The 20744-nt window shown below is 61.9% G+C and carries 18 protein-coding genes and 1 pseudogene; 12 read left to right on the top strand and 7 right to left on the bottom strand.

Annotated elements, in window-relative coordinates; genetic code table 11:
• Together VFL62_RS13495 and ppx are read left to right on the top strand one after the other, a co-directional pair.
• Positions 1-402, top strand: a pseudogene (locus VFL62_RS13495) (RNA degradosome polyphosphate kinase); the annotation flags it as partial.
• 12 nt (positions 403-414) lie between these two features.
• On the top strand, positions 415-1917 hold the full coding sequence (gene ppx, locus VFL62_RS13500; RefSeq protein WP_325172878.1) for an exopolyphosphatase: 1503 nt from the start codon (positions 415-417) through the stop codon (positions 1915-1917).
• A 21-nt stretch (positions 1918-1938) separates the two neighbouring features.
• On the opposite strand, the gene VFL62_RS13505 is transcribed toward ppx, so the two are convergent.
• Complete coding sequence (locus VFL62_RS13505) at positions 1939-2775, bottom strand: TerC family protein (RefSeq protein ID WP_325172879.1); 837 nt, start codon at positions 2773-2775, stop codon at positions 1939-1941.
• A 73-nt stretch (positions 2776-2848) separates the two neighbouring features.
• On the bottom strand, positions 2849-3271 hold the full coding sequence (gene ndk, locus VFL62_RS13510) for a nucleoside-diphosphate kinase (protein ID WP_325172880.1): 423 nt from the start codon (positions 3269-3271) through the stop codon (positions 2849-2851).
• 250 nt (positions 3272-3521) lie between these two features.
• On the opposite strand from ndk, the gene VFL62_RS13515 reads away from it, so the two are divergent.
• Positions 3522-3785 (top strand): sulfur globule protein precursor, encoded by a 264-nt coding sequence (locus tag VFL62_RS13515; protein ID WP_325172881.1) that lies wholly within the window; start codon positions 3522-3524, stop codon positions 3783-3785.
• 478 nt (positions 3786-4263) lie between these two features.
• A complete protein-coding gene (locus tag VFL62_RS13520) occupies positions 4264-6144 on the top strand; it encodes an ABC-F family ATP-binding cassette domain-containing protein (protein ID WP_325172882.1) in 1881 nt (626 codons plus the stop codon).
• Positions 6145-6159: 15 nt separating this feature from the next.
• Here VFL62_RS13520 and VFL62_RS13525 read toward each other — a convergent pair whose 3' ends face one another.
• The 3 genes from VFL62_RS13525 to VFL62_RS13535 all read right to left on the bottom strand — a co-directional run bounded on the left by VFL62_RS13525 (position 6160) and on the right by VFL62_RS13535 (position 8799).
• Positions 6160-6729, bottom strand: a complete 570-nt coding sequence (locus VFL62_RS13525; RefSeq protein ID WP_414644703.1) for a hypothetical protein — start codon at positions 6727-6729, stop codon at positions 6160-6162.
• Positions 6730-6847: 118 nt separating this feature from the next.
• On the bottom strand, positions 6848-7300 hold the full coding sequence (locus tag VFL62_RS13530; protein ID WP_325172884.1) for a DNA polymerase III subunit chi: 453 nt from the start codon (positions 7298-7300) through the stop codon (positions 6848-6850).
• Entirely contained in the window at positions 7297-8799 is a 1503-nt protein-coding gene (locus VFL62_RS13535; protein ID WP_325172885.1) for a leucyl aminopeptidase, read from the bottom strand. The genes VFL62_RS13530 and VFL62_RS13535 overlap by 4 nt, the downstream gene beginning before the upstream one ends.
• A gap of 572 nt (positions 8800-9371) precedes the next feature.
• Between VFL62_RS13535 and lptF the strand changes: the two genes are divergently transcribed.
• From lptF to VFL62_RS13575, 8 genes are all read left to right on the top strand, one after another.
• Positions 9372-10538, top strand: coding sequence for an LPS export ABC transporter permease LptF (lptF, locus tag VFL62_RS13540; protein ID WP_325172886.1), 1167 nt, complete (start codon positions 9372-9374; stop codon positions 10536-10538).
• A complete protein-coding gene (lptG, locus tag VFL62_RS13545) occupies positions 10535-11632 on the top strand; it encodes an LPS export ABC transporter permease LptG (protein ID WP_325172887.1) in 1098 nt (365 codons plus the stop codon). Before lptF ends, lptG begins: the two co-directional genes overlap by 4 nt.
• Positions 11633-11718: 86 nt before the next feature.
• Entirely contained in the window at positions 11719-14094 is a 2376-nt protein-coding gene (locus tag VFL62_RS13550) for an LPS-assembly protein LptD (RefSeq protein ID WP_414644704.1), read from the top strand.
• Positions 14095-14288: 194 nt separating this feature from the next.
• On the top strand, positions 14289-15254 hold the full coding sequence (locus tag VFL62_RS13555; RefSeq protein ID WP_325172895.1) for a peptidylprolyl isomerase: 966 nt from the start codon (positions 14289-14291) through the stop codon (positions 15252-15254).
• A 16-nt stretch (positions 15255-15270) separates the two neighbouring features.
• Positions 15271-16275 carry a 4-hydroxythreonine-4-phosphate dehydrogenase PdxA gene (gene pdxA, locus VFL62_RS13560; RefSeq protein WP_325172889.1) on the top strand — a complete coding sequence of 335 codons (1005 nt, stop codon included), beginning with the start codon at positions 15271-15273 and terminating at the stop codon, positions 16273-16275.
• On the top strand, positions 16272-17141 hold the full coding sequence (gene rsmA, locus VFL62_RS13565) for a 16S rRNA (adenine(1518)-N(6)/adenine(1519)-N(6))-dimethyltransferase RsmA (RefSeq protein ID WP_325172890.1): 870 nt from the start codon (positions 16272-16274) through the stop codon (positions 17139-17141). The genes pdxA and rsmA overlap by 4 nt, the downstream gene beginning before the upstream one ends.
• A 153-nt stretch (positions 17142-17294) precedes the next feature.
• Entirely contained in the window at positions 17295-18353 is a 1059-nt protein-coding gene (locus tag VFL62_RS13570; RefSeq protein WP_325172891.1) for an alcohol dehydrogenase, read from the top strand.
• Between the two features lie 169 nt (positions 18354-18522).
• Complete coding sequence (locus VFL62_RS13575) at positions 18523-19395, top strand: hypothetical protein (RefSeq protein ID WP_325172892.1); 873 nt, start codon at positions 18523-18525, stop codon at positions 19393-19395.
• A 2-nt stretch (positions 19396-19397) separates the two neighbouring features.
• Here the strand turns inward: VFL62_RS13575 and gmk are convergent, their stop codons facing one another.
• Entirely contained in the window at positions 19398-20033 is a 636-nt protein-coding gene (gmk, locus tag VFL62_RS13580) for a guanylate kinase (protein ID WP_325172893.1), read from the bottom strand.
• A 25-nt stretch (positions 20034-20058) separates the two neighbouring features.
• Positions 20059-20744: YicC family protein (locus VFL62_RS13585; RefSeq protein WP_325172894.1), on the bottom strand; the 686-nt coding region annotated here is incomplete at its 5' end.

The raw sequence follows: 20744 nt of genomic DNA on the forward strand, positions 1-20744 counted from the left end.
CGCGTCAAGTCGGTGATCGGCCGCTTCCTCGAACATGGGCGAATCTATTGCTTCGGCATGGGACAAGGCCTGCCGAGCACGAAAGCGGCTGTGTATATCTCGTCAGCCGACATGATGCCGCGCAACCTCGACCGCCGCGTCGAGATCCTCTGTCCGTTACAAAATCCAACGGTGCATCAGCAGGTTCTCGAGCAGATCATGGTGGCTAACCTCAAGGATACCGAGCAGAGCTGGCAGTTATTGCCGGACGGTTCTTCAACGCGTATGAAGGCCGCGAAGGGCGAAGAATCCTTCAATCTGCATAACTATTTCATGACGAATCCGAGTCTGTCTGGCCGTGGAAAGTCGCTTCAGGAATCATCGCCGCGTCGCCTCACCCGGCGTCAGCCAGCTTCGTCATGATGGGAGCTGGCTGTGAAGCGGGCGCGCAAGCGCGCGTCAAGCGTCGCAGTCATCGATATCGGCTCGAACTCGGTGCGTCTCGTGGTCTACGAGGCGATGGCACGCAGTCTGATCACGATCTTCAACGAAAAGGCGCTGTGCGGCCTCGGCCGCGAGGTGCAGTCGACAGGGCTGCTGGCGCCTGACGCCGTCACCAAGGCGCTGACGGCCCTGCGGCGCTTTCGCGCGCTCTGCAAGGTCATGCAGGTCGGGCGCGTCTACGCGATCGCAACCGCCGCTTGTCGCGACGCCAGCAATGGGCCTGACTTCATTGCCAAGGCCGAGCGCCTTTGCGGCGCCAAAATCGAAATCCTGTCGGGCCCGCGCGAGGCGAAACTATCTGCGCTCGGCGTCGTTTCCGGCGTGCACCGGCCCGACGGCATCGTCGGCGATCTCGGCGGCGGGTCGCTGGAACTGATCGACGTGCACGGCGGTCGTGTCCGCGGCGGACTGACGCTGCCGCTCGGCAGCCTGGCGCTTCAGGATCTGTCGCACAAATCGCTGAAGCGCGCCGAACGCATCGTCAAGGCGGCGCTCGGCGATGTCGCGCAAATCAGAGGCGGCCGCGGCCGGACGTTCTATGCGGTCGGCGGCACCTGGCGCGCCCTGGCGCGTATTCACATCATTCAGAGCGAATACCCTCTCGGGGTGATGCACGGCTATTCGATACCGGCGCAAGATGCACTCGATTTTGTCCGGCGGTTACGCCGCCTGGTCGCAACCAATATGCTGGCCAATATCGAAGCCATCGCAGACGCGCGGCGACCGCTGCTTGCTTATGCCGCGCTCGTGCTCGAATACATCATTCGTGTGGTTCAGCCGAAGACGATCGTCTTCTCCACTTTCGGCGTGCGCGAAGGACTGCTCTACGAAATGCTCCCCGAAGGCGAGCGCGCCAAGGATGGCTTTCTCTGCGCCGCACAGAAGCTCAACGAGCTCCTGTCTCGCTCAGCGCGGCACGCCGAAGAATTGATCGAGTGGTCTGATCGCTTCGTGCGGGTCGTGAAACTGCGCGAGACCGAGGAAGATCGCCGGCTGCGCCATGCGGCGTGTCTGTTGTCGGATATCGGATGGCGCGTGCATCCCGATCATCGCGGCGAGGAGACGCTCAATCTCATCACCAACGGAAACTTCGGTTCGATCAGCCATCAGGGCCGAGCCTTTGTGGCGCTGTCGGTTTTCTACCGCTATGCGGGCCTGAGCGAACAGAACGAGCCGCCGGCAACGATGCAGGAGTTGATACCGCCGGCAATGCTGGAACGTGCCCGCATGCTCGGCGCAGCCTTCCGTGTCGCCCATCTGATCTCGGCGGCACGGCCCGGCGTGCTGCCTGCGACCCACTTCCGCAGCAATGGCCGCAAGCTGACGCTCGTATTCGAGCACAAGCTCGTCGATCTGGTCGCCGACCGCGTCGGCAGCCGCTTCAAGCAGCTTGCGCGTCTCGTTGGCCGCTCCGGATCGATCGTGCGGCGTTAGTTGCCGGGAAGATCAGTCCTCTCAGGCTGCCTCCACCGGTTCCTCGAGCTGCCGCAGCTTTCGGCTCCGCCAGACCGACCCGACCACCAGCACCACGATCGCGCCGAGAATCGAAGCCAGATAGCCGTCGAGTTCTCCTTCCAGATCGAAATGCGGCGCCATGCCGAAAACAACTGACTTCGCATCCAGGTGAAGCGAAATCGTGCCGTCCAGCAACTGGTGCAGCCAGGGCTGAACGGCCGGATCGCTTTCAATGACATCGCCTGCGATCCAACCCAGCAGCAGTGCGCCGAGCCAGACCAGGATCGGAAAGCGATCCAGAACCATCATGATCAGGGCTGCGCCCGCGATGATCATGGGAATGCTAACCGCCAGCCCTAGGATCAGGAGCGGGAGCTGACCGTTTGCGGCGGCGGCGACCGCAATCACGTTGTCGAGGCTCATGATGATATCGGCGATGACCACGATGCGGATTGCCTGCCAGAGCGTGGCGCCCGCAGCGATTTCGTTGTCCTCGTCTTCCGGCACCAGCAACTTCGCCGCGATCACAAGCAGCGCGAGACCGCCGACGAGCTTGAGATAAGGCAGCGCCATCAGCGTGGCGACGATTCCCGTGAAGGCAATCAGCAGCACCACCGCAATGCCGGCACCGATGATCATGCCCCATAGCCGATGCCGCCCATGCAGGCCGCGGCAGGCCATCGCGATCACGAGCGCATTGTCCCCGGACAACAGCACGTTGATCCAGATGATCTTGCCGACCGCAATCCAGAATGCGGTCGTGTGCATGTCAGTTTGGATCTGGGCGAAGAATGCGCCGATATTGGCGGGATCGATCGCTTGCAACAGCGAGCTCACGGCCTGCCCCCTTTAAGCCGCGGACCGCTGACGTCCGCGGCTACCGTTCAGACAGCGTGTCGACGCTGTTCAATCAGCCAACAATCTCATTTCCCGAAAAGAACTGTGCGATCTCGATGGCCGCGGTTTCCGGAGCATCCGACCCGTGCACCGAATTCTCGCCGATCGACTTTGCGTGAATCTTACGGATCGTGCCGTCGGCGGCCTTTGACGGATCGGTCGCGCCCATCACATCGCGGTATTTGAGAACGGCACCTTCGCCCTCGAGCACCTGAACGACAACGGGACCGGAGGTCATGAAATCCACCAGTTCGCCGAAAAAGGGACGCGCCTTGTGCACGGCATAAAAGGTCTCGGCCTGCTCGCGCGTCATGCGAATGCGCTTCTGGGCGACGATACGAAGACCCGCTTTCTCGATCAGCGCGTTGACTGCGCCCGTCAGATTACGAGCCGTCGCGTCCGGCTTGATGATAGAGAAGGTGCGTTCGATCGCCATGATATTTCACCCTTGAAAAGCGCCGATGGAAGTTTGCGGGCTTATATCGGTGCGGCCGGTACACGGCAAGCGAGGCGATGCCCCGAAAATGGGCCGGTCAGGTCCATCACGAGAATTAAGGATTACGACGATTTCACCCAAATGAACCCTTTCTGAAGCGATCGGCCCGCTTTTGTTCAGGCGCTCAGGCTTAGGTTTTTCATCGTCCGAACCGGTGGCGCATCTAGCGCCCAAGCTTGAGGAGACAACGATGTTTCGTAAACTTTCGCTTGGCTTGATTGCCGCAGTTTCGCTGAGCGCCGCAGCGCTCGCCCCCACCTCTGCCTCGGCCTGGGGCTGGCACGGCGGATGGTATGGCGGTTGGCACCACGGCTGGGGCGGTCCGCGCTTCTTTGTCGGCGGCCCGGTCTATTATGGCCCCGGCTACTTCGACGGTTATGGCGGCTGCTATGTACGGCGCCTCGTGCCGACCCCGTTTGGGCCCCGCTGGCGCCTGATCAACCGCTGCTACTGAACCTGCCTCGCAAAGCAGCGCCGGCGGCCCCGATCTCCGCAGGTCGGGGCCGCCGGTTGTTTCCTGGCGAAGCCCCTCTTTTTTCATCGAAAATTTGCGAAAGCGACCCGTAATCAACAGCATCGCGGAAACTAATTTATCCCAAACGACTTGGTATGCCGTCGCCTGACCCAACAAATGTCAGGACACGGAACCGGTCATGAAAAACCCACCCACCGATGACACCGAGCCGCTCGATCACAGGTCCAGTCGATCGATCTGCGATGCCGTGGGTGAGCGTCTCCAGCAGGTCCTCCGTCCTGACGCTGCGGGCACCTCCGCCCGTCTGGATCACCTGCTCGATGAGCTGCGCCGACGTGACGAGGCCGATAGGCTAAAGTCGCATTAGCGGCCGGGCGCAACAGGCGCCGGTGACTTTCAAAGCGGCCCGACCAACATACGGGTTGCGTTTTGGAGCGGCCCGCGCTGAAAAGCGCGCATGCTCTCCCTGTCGGATATTTCGGTCCGGATTGCCGGACGCCTTCTGATCGACCACAGCTCGGTGCAGATTACGCCTGGCGCCCGCGTCGGCTTTGTCGGCCGCAACGGCGTCGGCAAATCGACGCTGTTTCACGCCATTCGCGGCGACCTGCCGACCGAAACCGGCACCATCTCGCTCCCGCCGCGCTGGCAAATCGGCAGCCTGGCGCAGGAGGCGCCGAACGGACCGGAAAAGCTGGTCGATGTCGTCCTGAAAGCCGATCGCGAGCGCGAGGCATTAATTCGCGAGGCGGAGGTTGCGGCCGACCCCATCCGCATTGCCGAAATCCAGACCCGGCTGGTCGACATTGAGGCGCACTCCGCGCCCGCACGTGCGGCGGCCATTCTCAGTGGCCTCGGATTCACCGCCGAAGACCAGAACCGCCCGTGCTCGGAATTCTCCGGTGGCTGGCGAATGCGCGTGGCGCTTGCAGCGACGTTGTTTGCGGCACCAGATCTATTGCTGCTCGACGAGCCGACAAACTATCTCGATCTCGAAGGCACTCTCTGGCTGGAAGACCACCTCGCCAACTATCCACGGACTGTCATCGTGATCAGCCATGACCGCGATCTGCTCGAGACATCAGTCGATCAGATCCTACATCTCGATCGCGGCAAGCTCACGCTCTACAAGGGCAGCTATTCCTCGTTCGAGGAGCAACGCGCCACGCGCGAACTACTCGATGCCAAACACGCCAAGCGGCAGGCCGAGGAACGCAAGCGCCTGCAAGCCTTCGTCGATCGCTTCAAGGCCAAGGCCTCGAAAGCCCGCCAGGCCCAGTCGCGTGTCAAGATGCTGGAGCGAATGAAGCCGGTAACCGCGCTGGTCACCCAGGACGTCCACGAGATCAGCTTTCCGCGGCCGGAAAAGATGCTGTCGCCTCCGATTATCGCCGTCGACGATGTATCGGTCGGATACGATCCGAAACAGCCGGTGCTTACCCGTGTGACGCTGCGGGTCGATACCGACGATCGCATCGCGTTGCTTGGTGCCAATGGCAACGGCAAGTCGACGCTGGTCAAGCTGCTGGCGGGACGGCTTTCGCCGTTTTCCGGAAAGCTCACGCGGGCCGACAAGCTTTCAGTCGGATACTTTGCCCAGCATCAGGTCGATGAGCTCAACGTCGATGCTTCGCCTTATGATCATGTCCGCAGACTGATGGCAGATGCCCCCGAGAGCAAGGTGCGCGGCCGCACCGGCGCGATCGGCTTTTCGGGCAAGGCCGGCGACACGCTGGTGAAAAATCTCTCCGGCGGCGAGAAAGCCCGCCTGCTGCTCGGACTTGCGACGTTTTTCGGCCCCAACATGATCATTCTGGACGAACCGACCAACCATCTGGACATCGACAGCCGCGCAGCACTGGCCGAGGCCATCAACGACTTCCCCGGCGCTGTCATCATGGTCTCGCATGACCGCTACCTGATCGAAGCCTGCGCGGATCGGCTGTGGGTCGTCGCGAACGGTACCGTGACGAACTATGACGGCGATCTCGATGACTACCGGCGCACCGTGTTGTCGTCGCGCGGCAGCAAGATCGCTCCGCGCGAGCGTGAGGCGGAACGCAACACCTCTCCCGATGCCGAAGTCCGCCGGCCGAAGGAACGGCGCATCCCGCTCAAACAACGGATCTCGCAGGCCGAGGCGGAGATGGCGAGAATAGGCGGCATCATCGAGAAGATCGACGCGGCACTCGCGTTGCCGGATCTATTCACGCGCGATCCGAAGCAGGCGGCCCAACTCAGCAAGGCGCGCGCAAGCGCCGCCGATGCTCTCGCACAGGTCGAGGAGGAATGGCTGGCAGCGAGTTCGGAGCTGGATGAGGCGGTTCGCCCGGCGTAACGCGACGGAGGCCGGTCAGGTCGGCGCCTGCGCCGACTTTTTCTTCTTCGGCTTGACGGCTTTCGGCTCCGCGACGGGCTCGGCCCCGCGTTCGATCGAGGTCAGCCGGCCTGCGGTAAAGGTGTAGATTCCGGCGCGCGCGCCTTGCGAGAAGTTAATGACCGTGAGGCGCTCGCCACGCTCGCTGTTGGAGATGTTGACGCTGGTCGGCGCCCCGATGCCGCGGACGACGTCGCATTCGGTATGGCCAAGTGCCACCGTGCCGTTGCTCACAGGTACCGGCGCCGGTGCGCCGTCCGTCATCGCATTGGCATTTGCCGGAACATTCGTGGCCGTCATGCCCGGGCAGGCGCCGTCGGAGCTGACAAGGTCTGCCGGCGTGACCGGCTTATCGGGCGTCAGCGGCGGCGTCTCGATCGAGACGTTCTTGATGAAGATACGGTTGCCGCGCGAAAACCATTCGGCATCTTTCGATAACATGTCTGGCGCGAAAATATCGGACGCTGTCGCTCCGCAACCGGCCAGTACGGGAGCGGCAAGCAGCAGCGCCAGAATCGACTTCCGATGAAAGTATTGGTTGCGCACGACGAACTAAATCTCACCCCGGCCTTAAATGATTGTCCGACCATCACTTTGCGGCATGACGATGGCCTTACACAAGACCGCCCTTCAATACCACAGATTATCATTAATCATGGAACTGTTAATCGCGCCTTTGCCAACGGCCTCGTTCGTCGGCCTGCCAATAGGTTACGTCGAATCCGCGCGCCTTGCAGTCGGTCCAGGCCTGACGCGCTGCGGTAAGCGCATCCGCATCATCGCCATTGAACAGTAAAACTACGCGGTCGTAGACGTCGGCATTTGCCGGCAAGGGCGCGTTGTCGACCAGAAATCTCACATTGGCCCGATTCGGATTGCCGTCCTCGACAACGAGGATGATCGGATGATCCTCAACGTCGCTGACGCGCGAGGTCGCATGCGGCAAAAACGAATCTTCACGATAGGTCCACAGGTGCGCGTCCAGCACCTCGGTACGTTCCTCCGACGTCGACTGCACGACCACCCGCCAGCCCCGCTCGAGAGATTTTTCAAGCAGCGGCGGCAGCACGTTCTCCAGCGAGACATCTTGCAGATGATAGAACAGGACTTCCGTCATCGCTTGGCTTCGTAGTGCTCCGCGACCAGGCGGTCGAGCAGGCGAACGCCGAACCCGGACCCCCAGCTCTGGTTGATTTCGTTCTTCGGCGCTCCCATTGCGGTCCCCGCAATATCGAGATGGGCCCATGGCGTATTGTCGACAAAACGTTGCAGGAATTGCGCGGCCGTAATCGAGCCACCGTTGCGCGTTCCCGTGTTTTTCATATCGGCAAATTGCGAATCGATCTGCTTGTCGTATTCGGGGCCGAGCGGCATGCGCCAGACGCGCTCGCCGGTCTCACGTCCCACCTTGATGAGGCGCTCGGCCAGTTCGTCATTGTTGGAGAACAGGCCGGCATATTCGGTTCCGAGCGCCACCATGATGGCGCCGGTCAGGGTGGCGAGATCGACCATGAATTTCGGCTTGAACTTCTTGGCTACGTACCAAAGCACGTCCGCCAGCACCAACCGTCCCTCAGCGTCGGTGTTAATGATTTCGATCGTCTGGCCAGACATCGAAGTCACGATATCGCCGGGGCGCTGCGCGTTGCCGTCGGGCATGTTCTCGACGAGGCCGATGGCGCCGACCACATTGGCTTTGGCCTTGCGCGCCGCCAATGCCTGCATCAGCCCGACGACGCAGGCCGCCCCGCCCATATCGCCCTTCATGTCTTCCATGCTGCCGGCCGGCTTGATCGAAATGCCGCCGGTGTCGAAGCAGACGCCCTTGCCGACGAAGGCCACCGGTTGATCGCCGCGCTTGCCGCCGTTCCAGCGCATGATCACGGTGCGACCGGGCTGCGAGGAACCTTGGGCCACGCCAAGCAGCGCGCCCATCCCGAGCCTTTTCATGGCATTGACGTCGAGCACGTCAACGACAACCCCCAGCTTGCGCAACTGACCAGCACGGCGGGCGAACTCGGCCGGAAACAGCACGTTCGGCGGCTCGTTCACGAGGTCGCGGGCGGTGATGACGCCGTCCACAACGTGCCCGTTCGGCGCAAACGCCTTGCGCGCTGCGGCGACATCGCCGACCGCGATCGAGACATCGGCCCGCAACTTGGTCTCCTCGCCGTCCTTCTTTTTGGTCTTGTAGCGATCGAAGGTATAGGCGCGCAGCCGAACGCCCGAGGCGATCGCCGCAGCCTGCTCGGCATTCAAGGGACCTTTCGGAAGTTCGGCGATGATGCCGACGGTCTCGCGTCCCGCTTTCAGCTTGCCGGCCACCGCGCCGCCGAGCTTGAGAAAGTCATGGTCCTTGAGGTCGGAAGTCTTGCCCGCCCCCACGACGATCAGGCGTTTTGCCTTGAGCCCCTGTGGTGCCAAAATATCGAGAACCGAGCCGTTCTTGCCTTTGAATCGGTTGGTTTCGGCCGCTTGCTTGATCAAGCCGGCCGCAGCCCCCAGCACCTTTCGGGTTGCGGGACCAAATCCGAGCGCGTCATCGCAGAAGACCGCCAAAACTCCGCTTGGGGCGGCAGAAAATGAAACAAAGCCGACCTTGACGGCGTCGGTCATAAGGTGATCCTCCAAGAATTCAGTGGCAGTCGCTGGTGATAAGGCGGCCCGCCGGCCCAGCCTGTCGGCGAAAAGGCTCCTCCCGGCTGCATCAGCCAGCCATCAAGAGCGTGCTTTGGCCACTATGGCCCGTCGGACGCCGCGCTGCCAAGCGTCAGCGCCGCCGATCAACAATTCCTGCACCGCAGCCAAGGACGCGAGATGCCGCTGGCGGCCTGATTCTGATACCTGCGCATGCTGCCGCACCACCCTCCTTGCGGTCATTGTGGTCATAGCACCATCCAAAATTGCTGGAATTTAATGGCCTATGGGATTGACTTTCGGGAGCGTGAATGCCGCGACCTCGCGGGAGACCCGAATCCCGCGAATGACCGTGGCGGCCACGCCACATAAGGCAAATTATTAACCGTATCCCAAGCCCGCCATGGCCAAGCCATTTTGTTGACGGATCAAAGGGATGGTAGTGAGAGAATAATGCCTGCCTGAACAACGGCGGACCGGCCAATGAGGACCCCATTCGGGGTTGGTCGAACCCGCTTCAAGGCGCGCCAAGGTGGGATCGTGCGATAACGATGGGGTCGATCGACAGGTATATCTTTCGCACGACGCTGGCGTCGTTTGCGGTGGTTCTGATCAGCCTCACGGGGGTGATCTGGATTACGCAAGCGTTGCGCGGCATCGACCTCATGACCAGTCAGGGGCAGACCATCCTGACCTTCCTGGGCATCACCAGTCTCGTCATTCCATCGCTGGTTCTGGTTATCTCGCCGATCGCCTTGATGATCGCGGTCTCGCACACACTCAATAAGCTCGCGACCGATTCGGAAATCATCGTGATGAACGCAGCCGGCTTCTCCCCGGCCCGCCTGTTTCGTCCGTTCGTCTACGCCACCTGCATGGTGGCGTTGCTGGTTGCCTTTATCGGCGCGTATCTGGCGCCCGACGGCTTGCGGCGAATCAAGCAATGGGACGCGGAGATCACCGCTGACGTGCTGACCAATGTCCTGCAGCCCGGCCGCTTCGCCCAGCTCGATCAGAACTTGACCATCCGAATCCGTGAACGGCAGCCCGGCGGCCTGCTCAAGGGCATCTTCATCGATGACCGCCGTGATCCGAAGGAACGTGTCAGCATCGTCGCCGACCACGGCACGGTCGTAAAGAACCAAGACGGCTCGTTCCTGATTCTCGAGGACGGCAATTTGGAGCGCTTCGAAGCCGGCAAACGCGATCCCGCGCTGGTCGCGTTCGGACGCTATGGCTTCGACATGTCGAAATTCAACAAGGGCCACGACGTCACGCTCGGCATTCGCGAGCGCTATCTCTGGGAATTGCTCGCCCCCGAAGAGGCCGACCCGACTTATCAGCAGTTGCAGGGGCAATTCCGTGCCGAACTGCATGATCGCTTCATGTCGCCGATCTATCCGTTCGCGTTCGCAGCGCTCACCTTTGCTTTCCTTGGCGCGCCGCGAACGACGCGCCAGAGCCGAAACTTCTCGATCGGCGGCGCTGCTCTTGCGGCGCTTGGGGTACGGATTGCGGGATTTGCCTGCTCGGTTCTGACGGTGAAATCGCCAGCTGCCGCCGTCGTTCAATATCTGATGCTGTTTGCCGCAATCGGCGGCAGCCTCTGGATCATCATTGCCGGCGTCGTGATCGAACCGCCGGCCGGCCTGATCGAAGCCATCAATCGGTCGAACGAACGCATCCTGCGGCTCTTCAGGCGGCCTGCCATCGCATGAGTATGGTCACCAATACGCTTGGACGCTATTTCGCCGGCCGCTTCGTGGTCTCGGCGCTCGGGGTTTTTGCCGCGATTTTCGTGCTGCTGGTGCTGTTCGATTATATCGAAATGGTACGGAAAACCTCCGGGCTTCCCGACGTATCGGCGATCGCAGTTGCCGAAACCTCGCTATTCCGCGTCCCCCAGCTGCTTGAAAAGTTGATGCCGTTTTGCATCCTGATCGGCGCGATGACGTGCTACCTCGCGCTCTCGCGACGATTGGAGCTCGTGGTCGCACGCGCAGCCGGTGTGTCAGCCTGGCAATTCATCGCGCCGGCCTTGGCCGGCGCGCTGGTGCTCGGCGTTCTCGCCACCACCGCCTACAATCCGATGTCGGCCTATCTTCGCGAGCTTTCAAAGCGAATGGAGGCGCAACTGTTCGGCAATGCGCCGGGCGGTGGCGTGCAGGATGCTGCCGGCTTCTGGATCAACCAGGTCAACAGCGACGGACAGGCTATCATCAATGCCGCCCGCAGCGAGCAACAGGGCGTTCGGCTGACGGGTTTGACCGTGTTCCGTTTCGACAGCAGCGACCAGTTCAAGGAGCGAATCGAGGCGCAACAGGCCACGCTTGAGGAAGGGCACTGGCTGTTCAAGTCGGTTCGCCGCTACACCCTGGATGGGCCGCCCGTCGACCAGGACAGCTTCACGCTCGCGACGACCCTCACGCCGGCCCAGGTCCGGAACAGTTTCTCCACCCCGGAAACTGTGTCTTTTTGGCAACTACCCGGCTACATCCGCTCTTCCGAGAGCTCCGGATTCGCCACGGCCGGCTACAGGCTGCAGTACCACAAGTTGATTGCACAGCCTTTTTTGCTGGCTGCCATGGTTATGCTCGCCGCCAGCGTCAGCTTGCGCTTCTTCCGAATGGGCGGTGTCCAGAAGATGGTTTTGAGTGGCGTGGGCGCGGGCTTTCTGCTCTACGTTTTGCAGAAAGTAACTGAGGATTTGAGCAAGGCTGAGTTGATGCATCCGATCGCTTCGGCGTGGCTGCCCGTATGCGTTGGCGGCCTCACCGGATTTTTGGCCTTGTTGTACCAGGAGGACGGATAGTGGCTGTGGTTGCCGCCCTCCACAAAACGCTGCTTGCGGTGCGGCAGGGTGCTGACGCGCGCCGTAATGTCGTGCGCCTCGGCGCCGTGGCGTTATGCCTGCTGCTGTCCGGGCTCATCGGACTTGCCGCCTCCCCCAGCGCCTTCGCGCAGGGCTTCACCTACAATGCACGGCCGCCGAAGCCGGTGACGCAGCGCCCCGCCAATGACGGGCAGATGCTCGTGCAGGCCACCGAGGTGGATTACGACTACAACAATTCGCGGGTGTCGGCGGTCGGCAACGTGCAGTTGTTCTACAACGGAACGAGCGTCGAGGCGGACAAGGTCATCTACGATCAGAAGACCAAGCGGTTGCATGCCGAGGGCAACATCCGCATGACCGACGTGGATGGCAAGATCACCTATGCCAACGTCCTCGACCTCAGCGACGACTATCGCGACGGCTTCGTCGATTCGCTCCACGTCGATACGGCCGACGCCACGCACATGGCAGCAACCCGAGCCGACCGGTCCAGCGGCAACTACACGGTTTTCGAAAACGGTGTCTACACGGCGTGCGCACCCTGTAAGGACGATCCAAGCAAGCCACCGCTGTGGCAGGTCAAGGGCGTGCGGATCATCCACGACCAGATCGACAAGATGCTCTACTTCGAGAATGCGCAGTTGGAATTCTTTGGCGTTCCGCTGGCCTATATCCCCTATTTCTCGACACCTGATCCAACAGTGAAGCGCAAGAGCGGCTTCCTGATGCCGACCTACACGACGAACGCGACCTACGGATTTGGTCTCGAGACGCCGTATTATTTCGCGCTGGCACCGGACTATGACGCCACCTTCAACCCGCGCTTTATGACGGAACAGGGCGTGCTGCTCCAAGGCGAATTCCGTCAGCGCCTGATGGACGGCGCCTATCAAATTCGCGCCTACGGTATCGACCAACTCGATCCGGGCGCCTTCGCCGGTCAGCCGGGCGACCGCCAGTTCCGCGGCGGCATCGAGACCAAGGGTGAATTCGCCCTGAACGACAAATGGGTCTGGGGCTGGGAAGGCGTTGCGCTCTCCGACTACATGTTCCTCTCGGACTACCGTCTCTCGGTTTACCGAGACCCGTACAACTCGTTCCTCGCTCTGCCGACGGAAGCGCCGTCGCAGCTTTTCCTGACCGGCGTCGGCAATCGCAGCTACTTCGACGCACGCACGATCTATTACCTCAGCCTTTCGGGTAATCAGTCGCAGGTGCCGGTGGTCTGGCCGGTGATCGACTATTCGAACACGATCAATCACTCGGTGCTGGGCGGCGAAGTCAGCTACAAGACGAACTTCACCAATCTGACCCGCGACAGCGGCGTGTTCGACGCCATCAATCCGGCGGCGGCCGCGACAGGGGCATGCCTGAATCCCACCGCCGATACCGCCCAGAACATTACGCGCCAGAACTGTCTGCTTCGGGGCATGCCCGGGACCTACACGCGCCTGTCGGCTGAAGTCGATTGGCGGCGCTCGTTCACCGACTCGGTCGGCGAAATCTGGACGCCGTTTGCCAGCCTGCGCGCCGATGCCATCAACGCCGACATTTCGAATCAACCCGGCGTCTCGAGCTTCCTGCCGACCGGCAACACGCAGGCGTTGCGTGTAATGCCGACCGTCGGCCTCGAATATCGCTACCCCTTCATCAACGTTCAGTCATGGGGATCGACCACCATCGAGCCGATCGCGCAGGTCATTATCCGACCGAACGAAACCTATGCGGGCAAGCTGCCCAACGAAGACTCGCAGAGCATGACCTTCGACACTTCGAACCTGTTTAGTGTCGACAAGTTCTCCGGATATGACCGGGTCGAAGGCGGCGGGCGGGCCAATGCCGGTGTTCAGGCAACCACCCAGTTCGATCGTGGCGGATCGGTTACCGCAGTATTCGGTCAGTCCTATCAGCTGTTCGGAATGAACTCCTTTGCGGTGCAGGACGTGACCAATACCGCGGTCGATTCAGGCCTGCAGACCCCGAAATCAGACTACGTCGCGAGCTTGAGCTATTCGCCAAACCGCACCTATACGGTTGCGACGCGTGCGCGCTTCGACCAGGCGACCGGCGACGTCGAGCGCTTCGAAGCCGAGGCCAGGGCCAACTTCGACCGTTGGTCGGTCAGCGTGCTGTATGGCGACTACGCCGCACAGCCCGATATCGGATATCTGACGCGCCGTGAGGGCGTTCTGCTTTCCGGTTCGGTCAAGCTTGCAACCAACTGGGTTGCGACGGGCGCTGCGCGCTGGGATCTGGTCGCCAATCAGATCAACCAATACGTCGTCGGCGCGGGATATGTGGACGATTGCTTCGTCCTCGCCGCCAACTACGTCACCTCGTACTCCTATGCGACGGCAGCCTCGCCGCCCATCCTGGGCCACGCCTTCATGTTTTCGTTCGGGCTGCGGACCATCGCCAACTCGGGCGTGACGGGCAACTAGCGGGCCGCACCGGGGACCTCACGGACGATATTGCCGATGCGGTATGATCCGAGCGAAAAGCTTTTGCCCGATTTCCGACAAAGGTCTTCTTGACTGGGATCGAGGACCATCGGCAATTATATGATTCCAGTGTGGTTTCGGGTTCTCCCTGGGAGCGAAATACGTCAAACCTGCTTCACCGAATTCGGACTAACATAGCCAAAATGACCATGACCGTTGCCCTCCTTAACCGGCTTTCAACGCTCATTCTGGGCTGCAGCGTGGCCCTCGCACTCACCGTGGGATCGTCGTCGCCGGTCCACGCGCAGGTCGCAGTGATGGTGAACGGCGAGCCGATCACGAATTACGACATCGAGCAGCGATCCAAGCTGCTCATGCTCAGCACCCACAAGATGCCGGACCGCAAGGACGTCATCAACGAGTTGATCGACGAGAAGGTCAAGCTCCGGGAAGGAAAGAAGTTCAGCATCGATCCTTCCGCGACGGAGGTCGACCAGTCTTACTCAGCCATGGCCGGACGCATGCGTATCACCCCCGATGCGCTGACCAAGTCGCTGGAGAGCCAGGGTATCCGCCCCGATACCCTCAAGGCCCGGATCAAGACCGACATGGTCTGGAGTAATCTGGTCCGCGGCCGGTACAAGGAAAGCCTTCAGGTCGGCGAGAAAGACGTGGAGAATGCCGCCAAGGAACAGGGCGACGAGCAGAAGCCGGACGCGGCGCAAGGCATGGAATACAAGATGCAGCCGATCGTGCTGATCGTGCCACGCGGCTCAGCGCCGGAAGTTACGGAAAACCGCAAGAAGGAAGCTGAAGCTCTGCGCGCGCGTATTCAGTCGTGCACCGAGGCCAACGCCTTCTTCAAGGCGATGCCGAACGCGGCGATCCGCGAGTCCGTCACCAAGACTTCGGCGGACATCCCGGCCCCGCTTCGCGAGGTCCTCGACGGCATGCAAATCGGCCACCTGACCCCGCCCGAGGTGACCAAGCAGGGCGTCGAGATGGTCGCGCTATGTTCGCGGGAACCGACCAAGGTCGACACGCCGAAAAAGAGGGAAATCCGGGAGAAGATGTTCGCCGCGAAATACGAGGCAAAGTCGAAGTCGTATTTGCGGGAGGTGCGCGCTGCCGCGATGATCGAATACCCGAAGACCCAATAACAGAATATTTTGACAGATGACAAAGCCGATCGCGCTGACATCGGGCGAACCCGCCGGGATCGGCCCCGACATCACGCTCAAGGCTTGGCTTCGCCGCGCCGATCTCAACCTGCCCGCCTTCTACTGGCTCGGCGATGCGACCGCGCTCGATCGCCGCGCAAGGGCCTTGGGATTGACGGTAAAGATCGCGGAAGTCGGCCCTGAAGATGTCAATAACGCCTTCTCCCAAGCCTTGCCGGTGGTTCCTACCGGGCACGTTGTCACCGCCCGGCCCGGCCAGCCCGACGACAGCAGCGCCGGCGCCGCTCTCGCCTCGATCCGCAAGGCGGTCAAGGACGTCGTAGCCGGCCGGGCGAGCGCCGTCGTGACCAACCCGATCGCCAAGAACGTGCTCTATCGCGCCGGCTTCCGTCACCCCGGCCACACCGAATATCTCGCGGAGCTCGCGACAACGAAAGATTCCGCACCGCAGCCGGTCATGATGTTGTGGTCCCCTGCGCTTGCCGTCGTGCCTGTCACGATCCACGTCTCGCTTCGCGAAGCGCTGGCGCAGCTTTCGAGCGAATTGATCGCCTCGACCGCACGCATCGTGGCGGCCGACCTGAAATCCCGCTTCGGAATCGCGCGGCCGCGGCTCGTCGTCTCCGGCCTCAACCCGCACGCAGGCGAGGATGGCTCACTGGGGACCGAAGAGAAGACGATCGTCGCGCCGACCGTCGAGTTGTTGCGCAGCGAGGGTCTGGACATCCGCGGTCCGCTGCCGGCAGATACCATGTTTCACGATGCGGCGCGGCGCAGTTATGACTGCGCCATCTGCATGTATCACGACCAGGCGCTGATCCCGATCAAGACGCTGGCGTTCGAAGACGCCGTCAATGTCACGCTCGGACTGCCGTTCATTCGCACTTCGCCCGACCACGGCACGGCGTTCGACATCGCCGGGACCGATAAGCCGAACCCCTCCAGTCTGATCGCAGCGCTCCGTCTGGCTGCCCGCATGGCGGCAGCAAAACGCGCATGAGCGCGATCGACGACCTTCCGCCGCTTCGCGAGGTCATTCGCCGGCATTCGCTCTCCGCCCGCAAATCGCTCGGGCAGAACTTCCTGCTCGACCTCAATCTCACGGCGAGAATTGCGCGGGCCGCGGGCCCGCTTGAGGATGCCACCGTCATCGAGATCGGGCCCGGCCCCGGCGGATTGACGCGCGCGCTGCTCGCCATGGGCGCGCGCCACGTGATCGCGGTCGAGCGCGATGAACGCGCCCTTCCCGCTTTGCAAGAAATCGCGCAGCGATATCCGGGACGGCTGGAGTTCGTCTGCGCCGATGCCCAGCATTTCGACCCGCGCGCCTGGCTCGGCTCGACGCGCGCAAAGATCGTCGCCAACCTGCCCTACAATATCGCGACCGCGCTGCTGATAGACTGGCTTTCGATCGAACCCTGGCCACCCTGGTACGACATGATGGTGCTGATGTTTCAGCGCGAAGTCGCCGAACGTATCGTGGCGCATGAGAACGATGAGGCCTATGGGCGACTCGGCGTGCTCGCCAATTGGCGCGCCGAGACGAAGATTCTGTTCGACATTTCACCTGCAGCTTTCGTGCCTCAGCCCAAGGTGACGTCCTCGGTCGTGAGGCTGATACCCCGTATGGCCCCGGAAGCCTGCGATCGCCGGTCGCTTGAACAGGTTGCGGCGGCTGCTTTCGGCCAGCGCCGCAAGATGCTGCGGCAGAGTCTGAAATCCCTGGGCGTCGATCCTGCAGCGCTGGTCGCGGCAGCCGCCATCGATGAGACACGGCGTCCCGAAACCATTCCCGTGAGCGGCTTCGTTGCGATGGCGCGGGAATTGACCCATATGCGCAACACCGGCGCCGAGGCTCGCAAATGATTGCCTCTGACGCCGACTTCGGAATTCACGGCAGTTTCAACGATTCATGGATGCGGTGCGGCTTCGAATTTGAAGTTCCTGGACGAACGTGCCGCGATAACATAGGAACTTCGAATTCGCCGCACTAGCTGACCATCCTCTCGGAGAGATTTCATGCCGCTCATGCGCCGCCAATCCCTCGTCAAGTTCGATGCGCCGCTGTGCGAAACCGTCGTCGAGGCGCCGAAACCTTCGGGACGGGAAGTTCTGGTCCGGATCGAATGCTGCGGGCTTTGTCATTCCGATCTTCATATCCAGGACGGTTATGCCGATCTCGGCGGCGGCAAGAAGCTCGACACCACGCGCGGCATGACGCTGCCCTTCACGCTTGGACATGAGATCGCGGGCGTGGTCGAGGAAGTCGGGCAGGACCTGCCGAAGGATCTGATTGGCAAAAAGCGCGCGGTCTTTCCCTGGATCGGCTGCGGACAATGTCGCGAATGCCAGGCGGGTGATGAAAATCTCTGCGCCAAGCAGCGGTTCCTCGGCGTCACCATCGACGGCGGTTTTGCCAGCCACGTATTGGTTCCGGATGCAAAGTATCTGCTGGAATACGATCCGCTGCCCGTCACTCAGGCCGCAACGTTGATGTGTTCAGGCGTCACCGCGTATGGCGCCTTGAAACGGCTCGCCGACCGCCCGCGGCAGCGCAATCTCCTGCTTATCGGTCTCGGCGGCGTCGGGATGATGGGGCTTTCATTCGCACAGGCCATGTTCAAGCAGCCGATCACCGTGGCGGACTTGAGCGCGGCGGCTCGCGAGACGGCGCTCAAGAACGGTGCGGCTTTCGCCTATGATCCGTCCGAGCCGGAGATCAGCCGGCGTATCCTCAAGGAAACCGAAGGCGGGTTTGACGAGATCGTCGATTTTGCCGGCAGCGAAAAATCGATGGCGTTCGCGGTTTCGGTGCTGGCGCGCGGCGGCAAGGTCGTGGTCTCCGGGTTGATGGGCGGCAATTTCAGCCTGCCCATGGTGCAATGGGTTTACAAGCGGATGACGATCGAAGGTTTCATGGTCGGCACGCTCGCCGAGGCGCATCAACTCATGGCGCTGGCACGAGCCGGCAAGATCAAGCCGACCCCGATGCGGGAAGAACCAATGGCCGATGTCCAGAAATGGATTGATGCCTTGCGCGCCGGACAAGTCGTCGGGCGCGTTATGCTGAAAAACTAGCTCTCAAACGGAAAAAACAAGGCCTCAAAATCTTCGTCCGCAGCGTGTCTTGAAGGCCGCGGGACGCAGCCCGAATTAAGCCCAATGCTGTCCGGATTTGCGGCGCATTGCGACCCCATTTTTTGGCGAGTTTCGCAGGTGAAACGTGTTGCGTTCACCGGAGTTGCGTATGCCAAGACGAGCCGCAAGAATTGCGTCCGCCATTTTCGTCAACATTCTTGCGGGTATCCCACTTGTCATGTTGGCGCAGGCCGAGCCGGTAACATCGGACAATTGTCTAACCAGCCCGAAGGGCGACACGCCTGCGGGCAGCCATTGGCGCTACCGCATCGATCACGCCAACAAGCGCAATTGCTGGTATCTGCGGCGCGAAGACGGTTCGATCGCTCAGGCCGTTCCCGAACCGAACCCGCGGGCGCCGCAGCCGGCCACAAAGCCATCGCTTGCCGATGCGCGCGCTGAACTGCGGCCGCGCGCTGCAGCCCGCGAGGATGCTCCAACAGCCAATTTACCTGTGACTGGCGGCAATCCGGCAGACCCCGCCGTTAGCCAGGCCGCAGCACCGAACAACTCGGTCTGGAATGCCCCACCCGTGGCCACGCGCTGGCCGGAATTACCGCCGGCAAGTCCAATTCCGAAAACGGCAGTTGCGGCGGCGGATACGGCCACCAACACCGCTCAACCGGAGACCGTCGCCCCGGCGGCAGCTTCAGCGGCCGAGTCGGTCCCCGGTATGCCGGGGCCGATACGGCCGGCAATGATCCCGGCTCTGATCGTCGCAACGCTGGGTGCGCTGGGGTTCGTTGGCGCTGCGGCCATCGTCGCGCGGCGCTACCGCAAGCGCGTACGCCGCCGCAAGGCGACGTCTGCGCGTGGACCGATCTGGGAGACAACCGATGACGATCGCATTGTGTTGTCGGATCCGATCGAAGATCATCGCGATTACCGGCCGCGATTTGCCCGCGGCGTTGCCAGCGCAACAGTCTCGCGCCGTCCCGCGCCAGAACTCGCCCAACGTGGCCCCCGACGCGCGCGGCGCTAGGGCTACTTCTCCAGCTGTCGCTGCAATTCGCGCACGAACGTCGTCAGGCCGATGCGGCGCTCCCGCTTGAGTCGCTCCGCCTTGAGGATCGATTGAACTTCGGCGAAGGCGTCATCGATGTCATGGTTGATGACGATGTAGTCGTATTCCGCCCAATGGCTCAGCTCGTGACTGGCGCGTGCCATGCGCGATCGGATCACCGAGTCGCTGTCCTGGGCGCGGCTATGCAGCCGCTTTTCCAGATCCGCAGCCGACGGCGGTAGGATGAACACGCTGACCACGTCGGCCCGCGCCTTCTCGCGCAGTTGTTGCGTGCCCTGCCAGTCGATGTCGAATAGCACGTCCTGCCCTCCCGACAGCGCCGTCTCGACCGGCGCCCGCGGCGTGCCGTAGCTGTTGTCGAAGACGGTCGCCCATTCCAGAAGTTCGTTGCGCTGAACCATTTCCTTGAAACGCGGCTGATCGACGAACAGATAGTCGCGCCCATCGACTTCACCCGGCCGCATCTGTCGGGTCGTCGCCGAGACCGACATCTCGAGGCCGGGTGTTCGCTCGATCAAAAGCCGGGACAACGTGGTCTTGCCGGCACCTGACGGCGAAGACAACACGAACATCAATCCGCGCCGTTCAACCGACATCGCATCGCCCTCCGTCCGCCATGCATCATTCCAGATTCTGGACCTGCTCGCGGAATTGCTCCACCACGTTCTTCATTTCAAGGCCGGTATTGGTCAACTCGATATCGTTGGACTTGGAACAGCAGGTGTTGACCTCGCGGTTGAACTCCTGCGCGAGGAAGTCAAGCCGTCGTCCGATCGCGCCGCCCTTGGCAATCATGTCGCGTGTCTGCGCGATGTGAGAGGCGATACGGTCGAGTTCTTCGCGAATGTCGGCTTTGGCCGCGATCAGGAGCGCTTCCTGGCTGAGACGATCGGGATCGAAGCGATCGGACGTCTCCATCAGCATGGCGATCTGCTCGGCAAGCCGCGCCTTGATTGCTTCCGGCTTGCGTCCCGGCGCGCTCTCAGCCTTGCTCGCCAACCGCTCGATCTCGTCCATCCGCTGCAACAGGATCTGCCCGAGCGCAGTTCCCTCTCGCCGGCGCATCTCGACAAGGTTGGTAAGCGCCTGATCGAAGGCCGCCGCTGCGGCATCCTTCGCAGCCTTGTCTTCGGCCTCGTCAGCCTCAGGCTCGACCACCTCGATCACACCCTTAATGCCCAGAAGGCCGTCGATGCTGGGAGCCACCGCGTCGATCTTGCTGGCGAGAGTACCTGCGACGCGCAGCACCGAGGCCAGAACGTCTTCGTTCACGCGAACGGTCGATTGCGCGTTGGTGCGCTTGACGG

The sequence above is a fragment of the Bradyrhizobium sp. genome, from assembly GCF_035701725.1.
In the GTDB taxonomy this organism is placed as follows: Bacteria; Pseudomonadota; Alphaproteobacteria; order Rhizobiales; family Xanthobacteraceae; genus Bradyrhizobium.